Source organism: Streptomyces sp. NPDC097981 (genome assembly GCF_040302565.1).
GTDB lineage: Bacteria > Actinomycetota > Actinomycetes > Streptomycetales > Streptomycetaceae > Streptomyces.
This window is the reverse complement of record NZ_JBEORW010000049.1, coordinates 15,121-29,305: the sequence shown is the minus strand read 5'-3', so window position 1 is coordinate 29,305 and position 14,185 is coordinate 15,121. Positions and strand designations below refer to the sequence as shown.

The following is a 14,185-nucleotide window of genomic DNA, read 5'->3' as shown; positions in this document are numbered from 1 at the left end:
CACCGCTGAGGCGCCCCGAGGAGGAGAAACATGGACCGCTACCCGCCCATCGCCGACCACGGACTCGTGGGCGACCTGCAGACCGCAGCTCTGGTGTCGTCCAAGGGAGTGGTCGACTGGTTCGCAGCGCCACGGTTCGACTCCCCCAGCATCTTCGCCGCGCTGCTCGACCACGACGGGGGCGGACACTTCCTGCTCGCACCGGAACAGGCCGAAGGGGCATGGAAGCAGCTCTACTATCCGGACACCGCGGTCGTGGTGACCCGTTTCATGTCCCCCGACGGGGTCGGCGAGACCGTCGACTTCATGCCGGTCCACAAGGGCCTCACGGCATCCGACCGGCACACCCTGGTGCGTGTGATCCGCGCGGTGCGCGGCACGGTGCGCTTCTCCCTCGAATGCCGCCCCCGCTTCGACTACGCGCGGGCAGTCCACCGACTCGACCTGACAGAGGGCGAGGCGACCTTCCGGGCACCCGGGACGACCGCGTTCCTGCAGACCACCTTTCCGCTCGAACGGGACGGCCAGGACGTCCGGGCCTCGATCACGCTCAAGGCGGGTGAGGCGCAGGCGGCGGTGTTCACCACCGGCGGGGAGGACAGCGCGGCGCCGCCGCCGCCGAACGCCGACACGATCACCGAGGAACTCTGGGAGCAGATCGACTACTGGCAGAAGTGGGTGCGCACATCGCGCTACCACGGCCGCTGGGCGGAGATGGTGTACCGCTCGGCCATCACGCTCAAACTCCTCACCTACGCTCCCTCGGGCGCGCCGGTCGCCGCCGCCACCATGGGTCTTCCCGAGCAGGTGGGCGGCGAGCGCAACTGGGACTACCGCTACACCTGGGTACGGGACGGATCCCTGTCGGTGCGGGCCCTGCTCGACCTCGGCTTCGTGGAGGAGGCGACCCGCTTCACCCACTGGCTCGGCGACCGCCTGCGCGCCCACGAGGGTCCCGATGGGGAGCCCCTGCAGATCATGTACCGGGTCGACGGTGACCCTCACCTGACCGAGGAGATCCTCGCGCACTTGGAGGGCTACCGGGGTTCGTACCCCGTGCGGGCCGGAAACGCGGCGATGGACCAGTTGCAACTCGACATCTACGGAGAGGCGCTGTACGCCCTGTCCGAGGGCCAGGCGGTCGCCGTGCAGGCCGACTACCAGAGCTGGAAGGCCCTCGCCCGGACCCTGGACTGGCTCGCCGGCTCCTGGGACCGGCCCGACGAAGGCATCTGGGAGACCCGGGGCGGCCGGCAGGACTTCACCTACAGCCGCGTGATGTGCTGGGCCGCCTTCGACCGCGCTCTCAAGATCGCCGCCGAATTCAGCCGGCCGGCCGACACCGCCCTGTGGACCAAGGCTCGCAACGACATCCTCGAACAGGTCATGGAGCGCGGCTGGAGCGACAAGGAGCAGTCCTTGGTCCAGCATTACGGCAGCCAGGTCCTGGACGCCTCGCTGCTGCTGGTTCCCCGCGTCGGATTCCTCGCGCCGAGGAGCACGAGCTGGCTGTCCACTCTCGACGCCATGGACCGCGTCCTGGTGTCCGACAGCCTCGTCTACCGCTACGACCCCGCAGCCTCCCCGGACGGACTCCGCGGCTCGGAAGGGACGTTCAGCCTCTGCACGTTCCTCTACGTCGATGCCCTCGCCCGCGCCGGACGGCTGCCGAAGGCCCGCTACACCTTCGAGAAGATGCACACGTACGCCAACCACGTCGGTCTGTTCGCCGAGGAGATCGGCCCCAGCGGCGAACAACTCGGCAACTTCCCGCAGGCCTTCACCCATCTGTCCCTGATCATGGCCGCGACCACCCTGAACGACGCGCTGGACGCCGCCCTCCAGCGCTGAGGAAATCGCGGCAACTGCTGCCCGGGCAGGGGCACGTCGCCCTGGCCGCGGGCAGCAGGCTGCTCTACCGTCACATCGGGCCCATCCGCCCGGAGGCTCACTGGTTGACCCGGTCAGGAGACACCACATGCGCATGCTGATCAACAGTCCGGAGACCGTCGTCGCCGATGCGCTGCGGGGCATGGCGGCCGCCCATCCCGAGCTGGACGTCGATGTCGAACGGCGGGTCGTCGTACGGCGCGACGCGCGGGCCGGGGGCAGGGCCGGAGTGGTGTCCGGGGGCGGATCCGGGCACGAGCCGCTGCACGCCGGGTTCGTGGGGCACGGGATGCTGTCCGCCGCGTGCCCCGGGGAGGTGTTCACCTCGCCGGTGCCCGACCAGGTGCTGCGGGCGGCCGCGGCCGTGGACTCCGGGCAGGGGGTGCTGTTCGTCGTCAAGAACTACACCGGGGACGTGCTGAACTTCGAGATGGCCGCCGAACTCGCCGAGGAGGACGGCCTGCGCATCGAGCGGGTACTCGTCAACGACGACGTCGCCGTCACGGACAGCCTCTACACGGCGGGGCGGCGCGGCACCGGGGCGACGCTGTTCGTCGAGAAGATCGCCGGCGCCGCCGCCGAGGAAGGCGCCCCGCTGGAGCGGATCGCGGCGCTCGCCCGGCAGGTCAACGCCTCCTCGCGCAGCTTCGGGGTGGCGCTCAGCGCGTGCACGACACCGGCGAAGGGCAGTCCGACGTTCGACCTGCCCGACGGGGAGCTGGAGCTGGGGATCGGCATCCACGGCGAGCCGGGCCGCGAACGGCGCGCCATGATGCCGGCCCGGGAGATCGCGGACATCGCGGTGGGCGCCGTACTGGAGGAGCTGGCGCAGGCGGCTCCGGCGGACGGGCCGGTGCTGGCGCTGGTCAACGGTATGGGGGCGACGCCGCTGCTGGAGTTGTACGGGTTCCACGCGGAGGTGGCCCGGGTGCTGGCGGAGCGCGGTGTGCCGGTGGCGCGGACGCTCGTCGGAAACTATGTCACCTCCCTGGACATGGCCGGGTGTTCGGTGACCCTGTGCCGCGCGGACGAGGAGCTGCTGCGGCTGTGGGACGCGCCCGTCCAGACGGCGGCCCTGCGCTGGGGCCGCTGACCGCGATGTGCAACTGCATGAGGCGAGGAGACGGAATTGCGTGACGCAGTTTTCTTCCGGCGCTGGATGACGGCCGCCGGGGTCTTGGTGGAGCGCGAGGCGGACCGGCTGACCGAACTCGACTCCGCGATCGGGGACGCCGACCACGGGAGCAACCTGCTGCGCGGCTTCTCCGCGGTACGGGAGGCCTTGGCGGCCGACCCGGCCACGACCCCGGGTGCGGTGCTGCTCCTGGCGGGCCGGACCCTGATCTCGACGGTCGGCGGAGCGTCGGGCCCGCTGTACGGGACGCTGCTGCGGCGCACGGGCAAGGGTCTCGGGGAGGCCGCCGGGGTCTCCGACGACGAGCTGCGCAAGGCCCTGTACGCGGGGGTGGGCGCGGTGGCCCAGCTGGGCGGCGCGGCGCCGGGCGACAAGACGATGCTGGACGCGCTGGTGCCGGGGGTGGCGGCGCTGAGCACCTCGTACCGGGCGGCCGCGGACAGCGCGGAGAAGGGGGCTCGGGCGACGGTTCCGATGCTGGCCCGCAAGGGCCGTGCGAGCTACCTGGGCGAGCGGAGCATCGGGCACCAGGACCCGGGGGCGACCTCGGCGGCCCTGCTGCTGGCAGCTCTCGCGGACGTGGCGGACACGGAGGACGGGCGATGAGCACGCCGGTGGTCGGGATCGTCCTGGTGTCGCACAGCGCGGTGGTCGCGGAGTCGGTGGCCGACCTGGCACGCGGCCTGGCGGCGGGCGGCCCGGTCGTCCCGGTGGCCGCGGCGGGCGGCACCGCGGACGGCGGCCTGGGCACGAGCGCGGAGCGCATCGTGGCGGCGGCGCACCTGGTGGACCGGGGGGCGGGGGTCGCGCTGCTGGCGGACCTGGGCAGCTCGGTGCTCACCGTGAAGTCGCTGCTGGTGGAGGACGAGCTCCCGCCGGGGGCCCGGCTGCTGGACGCGCCGTTCCTGGAGGGCGCGGTGGCCGCAGTGGTGGCGGCCTCCGCCGGCGCCCCGCTGGATGCGGTGACCGCGGCGGCCGAGGAGGCCTACACCTACCGCAAGTCCTGACCCCCGGGCCGCACCCCTGCGACCCCACCGGCCGCAGCCGGGCCCGGCCGGGTGCGGTCAGCGGCCGCGGAGGGACTCGATCTCGCGGCGGTCGCGCTTCGTCGGGCGGCCCGTCCCGCGGTCACGGACGCCGACCACCTCGGCCTCGATGCGCGTCGGCGCCGGCGGGCTGTTGTCGACGAAGCATTCCGCGGCCACCGGCGCACCCACCCGCTTCGTCACCGGCCGCTTGACCACGACGATGCGCTCGCGCCCCGCGTGGAAGAGCCGCACCTCGTCCCCGGCCCGCACGACCTGCGCCGGCTTCGCGCGCTCACCGTTGACCTTCACATGGCCCGCCCGGCAGGCGGTCGCCGCGACCGAGCGGGTCTTCGTCAGGCGGACCGACCAGATCCAGGCGTCCACCCGCGCAGTTCCCGTTCCCGCACCCGTTCCCGTTGCTTCATCTGCCATGCCAAGACTTTAGCGAGACGGCCCGCCGGAACCGGAATACTTTTTGGCAGATTCGCCAACGGGAATGGCATCTGCCATGTAGATCATCCCAATGGAATTGCAAATGCCGGACCGGTGCCCCTACCTTGTCGCACATGCAGTCCTACACCATCGGACAGGCGGCGCGCCTGCTGGGCGTCAGCCCGGACACCGCCCGCCGCTGGGCCGACGCCGGCCGGGTCGCGACCCATCGCGACGAGGCCGGCCGGCGACTGATCGACGGCCGCGACCTGGCCGCCTTCTCCGTGGAGGTGGGACAGGGCGCCCACACCGAGGACGACGAGCCGTACACCTCGGCCCGCAACGCCTTCCCCGGCATCGTCACCGCCGTCAAGCTCGGCGACGTGGCCGCCCAGGTCGAGATCCAGGCAGGTCCCCACCGCCTGGTCTCCCTGCTCACCCGTGAGGCCGTCGAGGAGCTCGGACTGGAGGTCGGCATGCAGGCCACCGCCCGCGTGAAGTCCACCAGTGTGCACATCGACCGCACCTGACCGTCCAGCACCAGCACACGTCCCCACCCGCTCCGCCCGTCACCGGCGCGGGTCACCACCGTGCGGAACCGGCACCCCGGCCGCCGACCCGACCGAGGAGCACCAGCTCATGTCCCCGATCCTGAACCGCCGCAGCGCCGTTGCCGCCGCGCTGACCGCCGCCCTCCTCGTGCCCGCGCTGTCCGCCTGCGGCAGCAGCGACAAGAAGGACGCCGACACCGGGGCTTCGGCCTCCGCCCCGGCCCCCGCCGAGGCCAAGGCCGCGAACCTCACCGTCCTCGCCGCCTCCTCCCTCACCGACGTCTTCAAGACCGCGGGCGCCGCGTACGAGAAGGCCCACCCCGGTACGAAGATCACCTTCTCCTTCGCCGGTTCCCAGGAGCTCGCCGCCCAGGTGAAGCAGGGCTCCCCGGCCGACGCGCTGGTCACCGCCGACACCAAGACCATGGACGGTCTGAAGGCCGAGACCAACGACGCGTCGGTCATCGCCAGGAACCGCCTGGTCATCGCAACCGGCAAGGGCAACCCGTTCAAGGTCGACGAGCTGAAGGACCTGGCCGACAGCAAGATCAAGGTCGTGCTCGCCGCGCCCGAGGTCCCGGTCGGCCGCTACAGCAAGCAGATCCTCGACGCCCAGAAGATCGAGGTGAAGCCCGTCTCGCAGGAGCCCAACGTGCGCGCCGTGCTGAGCAAGGTCGAGCTCGGCGAAGCCGACGCCGGCCTCGTCTACAAGACCGACTCCGCCAAGTCCGGCGACAAGGTCGTCACCGTGGACATCCCGGACGAGCAGAACGCCGTGGCCTCCTACCCGGCCGCCACGCTCAAGCAGTCCAAGAACGCCGACGCCGCCGCCGCGTTCGTGGCCTGGCTGAACAGCCCCGAGGCGCAGAAGATCCTCCAGGACGCGGGCTTCCAGAAGGCATAACCGGCGCAGCAGCCGGAAGGTTCGAGAGGGACTGCCTGGTCCGGGGGGAACAGGCAGTCCCTCTCGGCGTGTCCCCCGCCACATCCCCGTCCTCCTTTACGCTTCAGCCAGGAATCCACATGAGCAGACACCGCACCCGCACCCGGCCCCCCGTGACCCTGGCGCTCCCCGCGCTGCTCGCCATCGCCTTCCTGCTGATGCCGCTCATCGGCATCCTCGGCCGCACCCAGTGGGGCGAGGTCGGCGCCCACCTCACCAGCCCCGGCGTGGTCGAGGCACTGCGCCTGTCGCTGTACGTGTCCCTGTGGGCCCTCGGCCTCTCGCTGCTCCTCGGCGTGCCGCTCGCCTGGCTGTTGGCCCGCGTCCCCTTCAAGGGCAAGGCCTTCGTCCGCTCCCTGGTACTGCTGCCGATGGTGCTGCCGCCGACCGTCGGCGGTGTGGCGCTGCTGCTGGGCTTCGGCCGCCGCGGGCTGCTCGGACCCTGGCTCGAAGGCACGTTCGGCATCACGCTGCCCTTCCACACGTCAGGCGCCGTCGTCGCGGCCACCTTCGTCGCCATGCCGTTCCTCGTCATCAGCCTCGAAGGCGCGCTCGGCGGCCTCAAGCAGAGCTACGAGGAGACCGCCGCCTCCCTCGGCGCCCCGCCGGTCCGGGTGTTCTTCACCGTGACCCTGCCCATGGTGGCGCCCGGCCTGATCGCCGGCGCCGCGCTCACCTGGGCCCGCGCGCTCGGCGAATTCGGCGCGACGATCACCTTCGCGGGCAATCTGCCCGGCACCACCCAGACCCTGCCGCTCCAGGTCTACCTGCTGCTCCAGGACAACCCGGAAGCCGCCACGTCCGTCTCCCTGCTGCTGCTCCTGATCGCCATGGCCGTACTGATCGCCCTGCGCGGCCGCTGGACCGGCACCCCGGTCGCGGCCGGGCCCGACGAGGCACCGGGGACGAGGCAGGAGGCTGCGGGCGCGGCTGCCGAACCCGAGCGGACGCCGCCCGCCCCCGTCCCGGCCGGCCTGCCCGCCGCCGCTCTCCAGGACGGCGGCCACTGGCCCCTGCACGCCGCCGTCACCGGTTTCAACGAGCTCACCCTCGACGCCGATCCCGGCACCACCATCGCCGTCGTCGGCGAGAACGGCGCCGGCAAGACCACCCTGCTGCGCGCCCTCCTGGGCCTCACCCCGCGCGCCCACGCCGAACTCCGCCTCGGCGACACCGACGTCACGGCCCTGCCCCCGCACGAGCGGCACGTGGCCTGGGTCCCCCAGGACGGCGCCCTCTTCCCCCACCTGACCGCGCTGGCCAACACCGCGTACGGACTGCGCGCCCGCGGGGTGCCGCGCGCCGAGGCCCGTCACGAGGCGCAGCTGTGGCTCGACCGGCTCGGCGTCGGCCACTTCGCCCACCGCAAACCCGCCCAGCTGTCCGGCGGCCAGGCCCAGCGGGTCGCCCTGGCCCGCGCCCTCGCCGCCCGGCCGCGCCTGCTCCTCCTCGACGAACCGCTCGCCGCCCTCGACCAGACCACCCGGGCCCGCGTCCGGCACACCCTGCGCACCCACCTGGCCGGCTTCGGCGGTGTCTGCCTCATCGTCACGCACGACCCCGTCGAGGCCGTCTCCCTCGCCGACCGGGTCCTCGTACTCGCCGGCGGGCGCACCCTCCAGGACGCCCCGCCCGCCGACGTCACCCGCCATCCCCGTTCCCCGTGGGTCGCCCGCATGCTCGGCCGCAACGCCTGGTCCGGCACGGCGTCGGCCGACGGCCTCGTACTCGCCTCCGGGGGCCGGCTGGTGGCGGCGGACCCGCTGCCCGAGGGGTCCCGGGCGCTGGCGATCATCGGCCCCGAGGCGGTGGCCGTGCACCGCGACCGCCCGGGCGGCAGCCCCCGCAACGTCTGGCAGGGCTCCGTACGGGAGATCACCGCGGTCGGCAGCCGGCTGCGCGTGCTGGTCGGCTCGGCCGAGGCCCCCGACCTGGTCGCGGAGATCACCCCGGAGGCTGCGGCCGAGCTGGGCCTGGTCGACGGCTCGAAGGTGTGGACCAGCGTGAAAGCGACCGAGGTCACGCTCGTACAGCTCTAGGGAACGTGCCGGACGGCGAGCCAGTCCCCGGAGGCGAAGGCGTCGACGCCGACCACGGTCCGGCCGGTGCGCGGGGCCTCGACGGACAGGACGCCTTCGCAACGGCCCGCCGCGAAGCCCAGGGCGCCGATGGTGATCACGGCGGCGCGTTTGCCGGTGGTACGCCGGAACTCGGCGAGCAGGTGCGCCGTCAGGGCCGTTTCCTTGCGGTCCACGGTGTCCGGCGCATACGCCCGTACGACGGCCAGCGCCCCCGTGCCCGGCTCCCGGGCGGCGGCTTCCAGACCCTTGCGCAGGGCCCGCATCCGGTACAGACCGCCGCCGTCCAGGGTGCGCCGGGTGGTGTCGAGCGGCAGGAACCGTACCCCGCGGTGCACGGACCCCGGTCCGCCGGCGCCGGTCAGCACGGGGTCGGCCCCGGCGTCCCCGGCCTGCCCGATGGCGAACCGCCAGGGCCGCGCCCGGACCCCGGCCTCGGTGGCCACGATCGGATCCCGGACCACCGGCTCGGCGGCGGGGCCGGTGGGCGGGGTGCGGGCGCCGAGCGTGTCGAGCACCAGCCGTCCGGGGCGGGTCCCGCCGGCCGCCGAGAGCCGGGTCACGGTGAGCGGCCGCTGCGCGGTGGCGGGGAGCGCGAGCGAGATCTCCCGCCAGCCGGTCCAGTCCACGGCGGGCCCGCGCACCGTGACGGCGGCCCCGTCGGCGTCGGTCAGCTCCACCGCGGGCCGCGCCCCGGAACCGTCGCCGCCGACCCAGAGCGTGAGCGAGCGGGCGAGCTCCGGGACGGGGAGGGCCCGGGGCGGGGCGGCGCTCCGGTCGACCGCCGCCCCGGGCAGGTCCAGGGCGAGCCCCGGCCCGGGGTGCCCGCCGACGACCGGAGAGGCACCGGTGCCGGTCCAGGCCGCGCCGTCGGCCAGATCGGCAAGGGGAAGGGTCACCAACCCGACACCCAAGGCGATTTCGGCGCTCACGCCGACGGTGCCGGGGCCGGCGGCGCCGGCGATGGCGGGGGCAGCCGCACCGGAGGCGCCCGGGGCGGTCACGCCGACGGTGGCCCGGGCATTCGCACCGGCAGGGACCGGAACGGCCGCACCGGAGGCGGCCCGGGCCACCAGGGCAGCCGCGTCGGCCGGAGCGGGCACACCAGACGCGGCCCGGGCAGTCACGCCGGACGCGGCCCAGGCATCCACACTGGCAAGGACCGGAACAGCCGCGCCAGATGCAGCCCGAACGGCCGCACCGGAGACGGCCCGGGCCACCAGGGCAGCCGCGTCGGCCAGGGCGGGCACACCAGACGCGGCCCGGGCAGTCGCGCCGGAGGCGGCCCAAGCGGCGGTCGCGCCGGCGGGGCGGACTGTGGCGCGTAGGCGGCCGGTGGCGTGCGGCACGAGGGCGGTGACGGTGAAGCCCCCTCGGCCGTCCTCGGCGACGCTCCACCGGGACCGGTCGAACTCCAGGGCCACGTCCCGGGGTTCCACGACGGCGGCCGCGCCTTGGGCGTCGTACCCGATCAGCCGGAAGCCCGCGCTCTCCCTCTGCTCCGCCAGCCCGATCCGGGCCTGTGTGGACCGGATCCGGGTCAGCGGGCCGAGGACCTCCAGCGGGAGGACGCCGTGCGCCGTCGTGCGCCAGGCGTGCACCGTCGCACGGCCGCGGCGCACGGCGTGGAACACCCCGGCGGAGTCGATCGTGCCGGCCCCGTCGGCGGACCACGCCGCCGCGCCCGCGGCCGGGCCCAGCAGAGCGTCGTGGCCGGTGGCCTCAAGGGTCCGGGTGAGTCCGGGAAAGACCCGGGTGAGGTCCTCGGTGGTGCCGCCGACCGGTTCGACCCGGTAGCCGGCGGTCCGGCCGGAGCCCGCCGGGGCCGTGAGGACGATGCCGTTGGGCACGGCCCGCGGCTGCCCGTCCGACGGGGAGTTCTCCAGCGCCAGGGCCGTAGCCCCGCTCAGCCCCGCGAGCAGGGTCGAGGAGCCGCCGCCGTCGAGGTTCAGGGCCTCGTACGCGCCGAGCCGGTGCATCAGCCGGCCCAGCGCGGTCAGGGTGAGGCCGCCGCTGTCCCGCTGGCGGCCGTCCACCGTGAGGATCCGCAGCCGGCGCCCGTCGCGCGAGAAGCCGACGGCCGTGCGCGGGGCGGCCGTGTTGTTCGGTTCGCCGTCGTGGTTCTGCGGGACGCCGGCGACCACGAGGGCCTCCCGGCCGCCGACGGCCGCCACCGGGACCGGCCCGGTGTCCGGGACGGCCCGGACGGCGACGGCCACCGGGTCTCCGGGGCGCAGGGCGGCGAGTTCGGCGGCCGCCGTGCCGTCGGCGGCGGCAGCCAGCAGGGTGGTGCCGGGTTCGGGGCGCTCCCGGCGGGCGGGGCCGCGTACCGGCGGGGCGGCTGCCGTGACCCGGCCGTCCCGGACCGCCACGGCCGTGCCCACGGCGGGCAGTTCCTTCCCCGGCCAGTCGGAGGTGTACGCGGAAAGGCCCTCGGCAGCCGGCCGGGCCGCGTTGTAGCCGGTCAGCGGGCGCACCGCCGCGCCGGGCAGGGTGACGCTGCCGTCGAGCCGGATGTGCTGGACCCGGCCGCTGCCGTCGGCGCCGAACCCGGCGGCCGGGGCCGCGGCGGGCCCGGGGGTCGCGGAGTGCAGCAGCCGGCCGCCGCCCAGGCCGGGGCCGAGCGGTGCACCCGTACCGCGGATGTCGAAGAAGTCGCCGTTCACGGCGGCGACTACGCGCCGTCCGGGCCCGGCGGGGTGGCGGGCGGCGGCCTCGGCGACGGTGGCCGGGCCGCGGCCGCCCAGGTACTCGGCGCGCAGGCCGCCGCTCCCGCCGAGGTCGACGAGGAGCTCGTCGATGCGCAGCCAGCGGTCGGACTCCAGCCGGTCGTACGACTCCAGCCGGATGCCGGGGGCGATCTGCCGCCCGGTACGGGCGGTCTCCATACCGTCGGAGTCGGCCCCGGCGGCCTGCGCCGAGGGGGCGGTGGCGCCGACGGGGCCGGCGAGGGCGACGGCAGCGGCGAGCAGTACGGGCAGCAGCGGACGGAGGCTCAGCACGCTGGCAGGATCGGCCACTGCGCGCCGCCCCGGGCGGCGCAGCGGTTAGTGCCCCGCGGTTCCAGCCATTCGCCCCGTCATGGGGGTCGCGTGCGGGCGCACTTAAGGATTTGGCCGCCGGATTGCGGGCTGGCATGGTTCGAGCGTGCCCGCCGCAGGTCAGCGGGCACCCGCACACCGATGTCGCATGTTCCCGTGGGGGGTACACACCGCATGTCCTTCAACGAGCCGCCGGGCCCGCCGACTCCGCAGCCGTACCCGGCGCAGGCGTACCCCGCTCAGCCGTACCCGGGTCCGCAGCCCTTCCCCGGTCCGCAGCCCGGTTACCCCGCCGGGCCGTACCCCGGCGTTCCGTACCCCGGACCGCGGCCCGCCGCGGACGTGCTGCGCTCGCCGCGCGGCCTGTCGGTCGCGGCCGCCGCGCTGCTGGCGGTCGCGGCCGCGGTCAACCTGTTCTCGGCCGGCATCAGCGTGTACGTCTTGTCGCTCATGCAGAGCGTGATCGCCGACCCGACGGGCGTCGGCGACGGCGCGCTCCACCGCGGGGACGTCCTGACCACCGTCGCCGGCGTCCTCCAGTTCCTGATCATGTTGGTGACGGCGGTCGTCTTCGTCATCTGGTTCCACTGCGTGCGCGTGAACGGCGAGATCTTCCATCCCACCGGGTTCTCGCAGACCCGGGGCTGGGCCGTCGGCAGCTGGTTCGTCCCGTTCGGCAACCTCGTCATGCCGTTCCGGATCGCCAAGCAGATCTGGATCGCCAGCACCCAGCTCGGGCCGGACGGCTCCTACCGCGAGGTCTCCCCCGCGCCCCTCAACGCCTGGTGGGTGATGTGGGTCGCCTCGCTGGCGCTCGACCGCCTCTTCAGCCTGCTGTACCAGCGGGCCGAGACTCCCGAGGCCCTGCGCACCGCCTCCGCCGTCGGGACCGTCACCGACCTGATCGCCGTCGCCGCCGCCGTCCTCGCCATCGTCTTCGTCCGCAGGCTGACGGCCATGCAGACGACCAAGGCGGCGCAGGGCCCCTACGCGGCGGTCTGACCCCCGCCCCGCGGCTCACGGCGCCGCAGCGTGCCCCGGGACGGTGAACTCGCACCACACGCACTTCCCGCTGCCCCGGGGCTCCACGCCCCACTCGTCCGCGAGCTGGTCCACGAGCAGCAGGCCGCGCCCCGACACCGCCCAGTCGCCCGCCTCGCGGCGGCGCGGCAGGGCGCTGCTGGAGTCCTCGACCTCGATCCGGATCCGGCCCTCGGAGGTCAGCCTGACGTTGACGTGGCCGCCGCCGTCGGTGTGGACGAGGACGTTGGTCATCAGCTCGTCCGCCGCCAGTTCGATCCCGTCGGAGCGCTCCCCGGCGCCCCATGCGGCCACCGCCGCACGGATCAGGTGGCGGGCCATCGCCGGGCCCTCGGGGTCGTCGGGGGTGAGCCGCAGGCGCAGCGGGCCGCCGCCGCGCGGCGCGGGGGTGCCGCGGCGGCGCAGCAGGAGCAGGGCCATGTCGTCCCCGACGCCCGCGTCCCCGACCAGGTCGCACAGGACGTCGGCGAGCTCCTCGACGTCCACCGGCCCGCTGCTGACCGCTTCCATGAGTTCGCGCATGCCGGCTTCGGGGGCGCCGTCCGGCCGTTCGAGCAGACCGTCCGTGCACAGCACCAGGGTGTCGCCGGGGTGGAGTTCGAAGCTGGTGACGGGGTACCCGGAGCCGGATCCCGACCGCTCGCGCGGTGGCAGGCCGAGCGGGAGTCCGCCGGCGACCTGGACCCGGTGGCAGCTGCCGTCGCCGCGTCGCACCACCGGGTCGAGGTGGCCGGCGCGGACCATCTGGAGCATGCCGGTGTTCAGGTCCACTTCTGCGTAGGTGCAGGTGGCGAAGCGTTCCGTCTCCAGCTCCCGCAGGAACGTCGAGGCCCGTGCCATGGCCGTTCCGGGCGTGTGTCCCTCGGCGACGTAGGCCCGCAGGACGATCCTCAGCTGGCCCATGACAGCCACCGCGTCCGTGTCGTGCCCCTCCACGTCCCCGATCATCACCCCGACGCGGCCCCCGTCGAGCGGGATCACGTCGTACCAGTCGCCGCCGATGTCCCGCCCCATCCGGGCGGACCGGTACCGTACGGCGATCAGCGCGCCGGGCACCGCCGGGATCCGGCGCGGCAGCATGGCCCGCTGGAGGCCCTCGGCGAGGTCGTGCTCCTGCTCGAAGAGCATCGCCCGCTGGAGGCTCTGCGCGATGCCGCTGCCGAGTGCGACGAGCAGGTTCCGCTCCTCGGCGGTGAAGTCTCCGTCCCGCTTGTACAGCAGCCCGAGTGCGCCGATGGCCCGGCCCTGGGCGATCAGCGGCAGGTAGACCCCGCTGCGCACGGACAGCGGCTCGATGTACGGCCAGAGTTCCGGGTAGTTCTGCTGGAACACCTCCCGCGAGGCGATGAAGACCGGCCGGAGGGTCCGTACGGCCTCGCTCATCGGGAACCCGGCGTTGATGCGGGTGTACTCAATCTCCGGGACGTACGAGCCGAGCTGCCCCTCCGCCACGAGGTGGATCCGGCCGCCATCGACGACGCCCAGCATCACGCTGACCGCGCCGAGGTGGCCGAGGGCCTCGGGGTCCTTGAGGACGTCGGTCACGTCGTTGACGGTGCGGGCGTGGGCCAGGATCGCGCTGGTCCGCTCGACGACGCCGGTCATCCGGCGCCGCCCCTCGGCCTGCTCCCCGCCGGCGCCGGGCTCGCCCGGGTCGTGGGCGGCGTCGCGCAGGATCCCGATGATCCGGTACGGGCGGCCGGTCGCGTCGCGCAGGATGTGGCCCTGGATGTGGGTCCAGGCCGGGGTTCCGTCGCGGCGCCGGGTCCGGACGTACGCCCCGTAATGGCTCCGGCCGTCCTTGATGGCCTGTGCAACGCGGGCATCGAGCCGGACCTCTTCGCCGGGCGTCACCCGTGCCCGCAGTCCGTCGGGCGTGCCGTTGAACTCTTCCGGGCGCAGGTCGATGACCTGGAGGGCGGTGGGATCCAGATACATCTGCCCGCTGTCGAGGTCCCAGTCGAAGGTGCCCATGCGATTGAGCGCGAGGCTCATGTCCGGCTGTGCGGGCCAGTCGACCTCGGGGCTCGCTCCCCTTTCGGCCAT

Annotated in this window: 11 protein-coding genes; 8 read left to right on the top strand and 3 right to left on the bottom strand. The window is 74.1% G+C overall.

The features are described 5' to 3' along the window. The first annotated feature begins 30 nt into the window (after positions 1–30). The 4 genes from ABTY04_RS33690 to ABTY04_RS33675 all read left to right on the top strand — a co-directional run bounded on the left by ABTY04_RS33690 (position 31) and on the right by ABTY04_RS33675 (position 4,032). On the top strand, positions 31–1,851 hold the full coding sequence (locus tag ABTY04_RS33690) for a glycoside hydrolase family 15 protein (RefSeq protein ID WP_352217243.1): 1,821 nt from the start codon (positions 31–33) through the stop codon (positions 1,849–1,851). 127 nt (positions 1,852–1,978) lie between these two features. Beyond that, positions 1,979–2,983 carry a dihydroxyacetone kinase subunit DhaK gene (dhaK, locus tag ABTY04_RS33685; RefSeq protein ID WP_352217242.1) on the top strand — a complete coding sequence of 335 codons (1,005 nt, stop codon included), beginning with the start codon at positions 1,979–1,981 and terminating at the stop codon, positions 2,981–2,983. A 36-nt stretch (positions 2,984–3,019) separates the two neighbouring features. Beyond that, the gene (gene dhaL, locus ABTY04_RS33680) at positions 3,020–3,631 is read left to right on the top strand and encodes a dihydroxyacetone kinase subunit DhaL (protein ID WP_352217241.1); all 612 of its coding nucleotides are present in this window, start codon (positions 3,020–3,022) and stop codon (positions 3,629–3,631) included. Continuing rightward, positions 3,628–4,032 carry a PTS-dependent dihydroxyacetone kinase phosphotransferase subunit DhaM gene (locus ABTY04_RS33675; RefSeq protein ID WP_352217240.1) on the top strand — a complete coding sequence of 135 codons (405 nt, stop codon included), beginning with the start codon at positions 3,628–3,630 and terminating at the stop codon, positions 4,030–4,032. The genes dhaL and ABTY04_RS33675 overlap by 4 nt, the downstream gene beginning before the upstream one ends. Positions 4,033–4,089: 57 nt before the next feature. On the opposite strand, the gene ABTY04_RS33670 is transcribed toward ABTY04_RS33675, so the two are convergent. Further along, the gene (locus ABTY04_RS33670; RefSeq protein ID WP_352217239.1) at positions 4,090–4,485 is read right to left on the bottom strand and encodes an RNA-binding S4 domain-containing protein; all 396 of its coding nucleotides are present in this window, start codon (positions 4,483–4,485) and stop codon (positions 4,090–4,092) included. Between the two features lie 134 nt (positions 4,486–4,619). On the opposite strand from ABTY04_RS33670, the gene ABTY04_RS33665 reads away from it, so the two are divergent. The 3 genes from ABTY04_RS33665 to ABTY04_RS33655 all read left to right on the top strand — a co-directional run bounded on the left by ABTY04_RS33665 (position 4,620) and on the right by ABTY04_RS33655 (position 8,018). Then, the gene (locus tag ABTY04_RS33665; protein ID WP_053788555.1) at positions 4,620–5,015 is read left to right on the top strand and encodes a TOBE domain-containing protein; all 396 of its coding nucleotides are present in this window, start codon (positions 4,620–4,622) and stop codon (positions 5,013–5,015) included. Between the two features lie 109 nt (positions 5,016–5,124). Beyond that, positions 5,125–5,940 (top strand): molybdate ABC transporter substrate-binding protein, encoded by an 816-nt coding sequence (modA, locus tag ABTY04_RS33660; RefSeq protein ID WP_352217238.1) that lies wholly within the window; start codon positions 5,125–5,127, stop codon positions 5,938–5,940. Positions 5,941–6,059: 119 nt separating this feature from the next. After that, a complete protein-coding gene (locus ABTY04_RS33655) occupies positions 6,060–8,018 on the top strand; it encodes an ABC transporter permease (protein ID WP_352217237.1) in 1,959 nt (652 codons plus the stop codon). Here ABTY04_RS33655 and ABTY04_RS33650 read toward each other — a convergent pair. Then, positions 8,015–11,059 (bottom strand): phosphodiester glycosidase family protein, encoded by a 3,045-nt coding sequence (locus tag ABTY04_RS33650; RefSeq protein WP_352217236.1) that lies wholly within the window; start codon positions 11,057–11,059, stop codon positions 8,015–8,017. The two genes, ABTY04_RS33655 and ABTY04_RS33650, sit on opposite strands and share 4 nt — an antisense overlap. 213 nt (positions 11,060–11,272) lie before the next feature. Between ABTY04_RS33650 and ABTY04_RS33645 the strand changes: the two genes are divergently transcribed. Continuing rightward, the gene (locus tag ABTY04_RS33645; protein ID WP_352217235.1) at positions 11,273–12,100 is read left to right on the top strand and encodes a DUF4328 domain-containing protein; all 828 of its coding nucleotides are present in this window, start codon (positions 11,273–11,275) and stop codon (positions 12,098–12,100) included. Between the two features lie 15 nt (positions 12,101–12,115). Here ABTY04_RS33645 and ABTY04_RS33640 read toward each other — a convergent pair whose 3' ends face one another. Next, positions 12,116–14,185: a SpoIIE family protein phosphatase gene (locus ABTY04_RS33640; RefSeq protein WP_352217234.1), complete on the bottom strand. Its 2,070-nt coding sequence runs from the start codon at positions 14,183–14,185 to the stop codon at positions 12,116–12,118.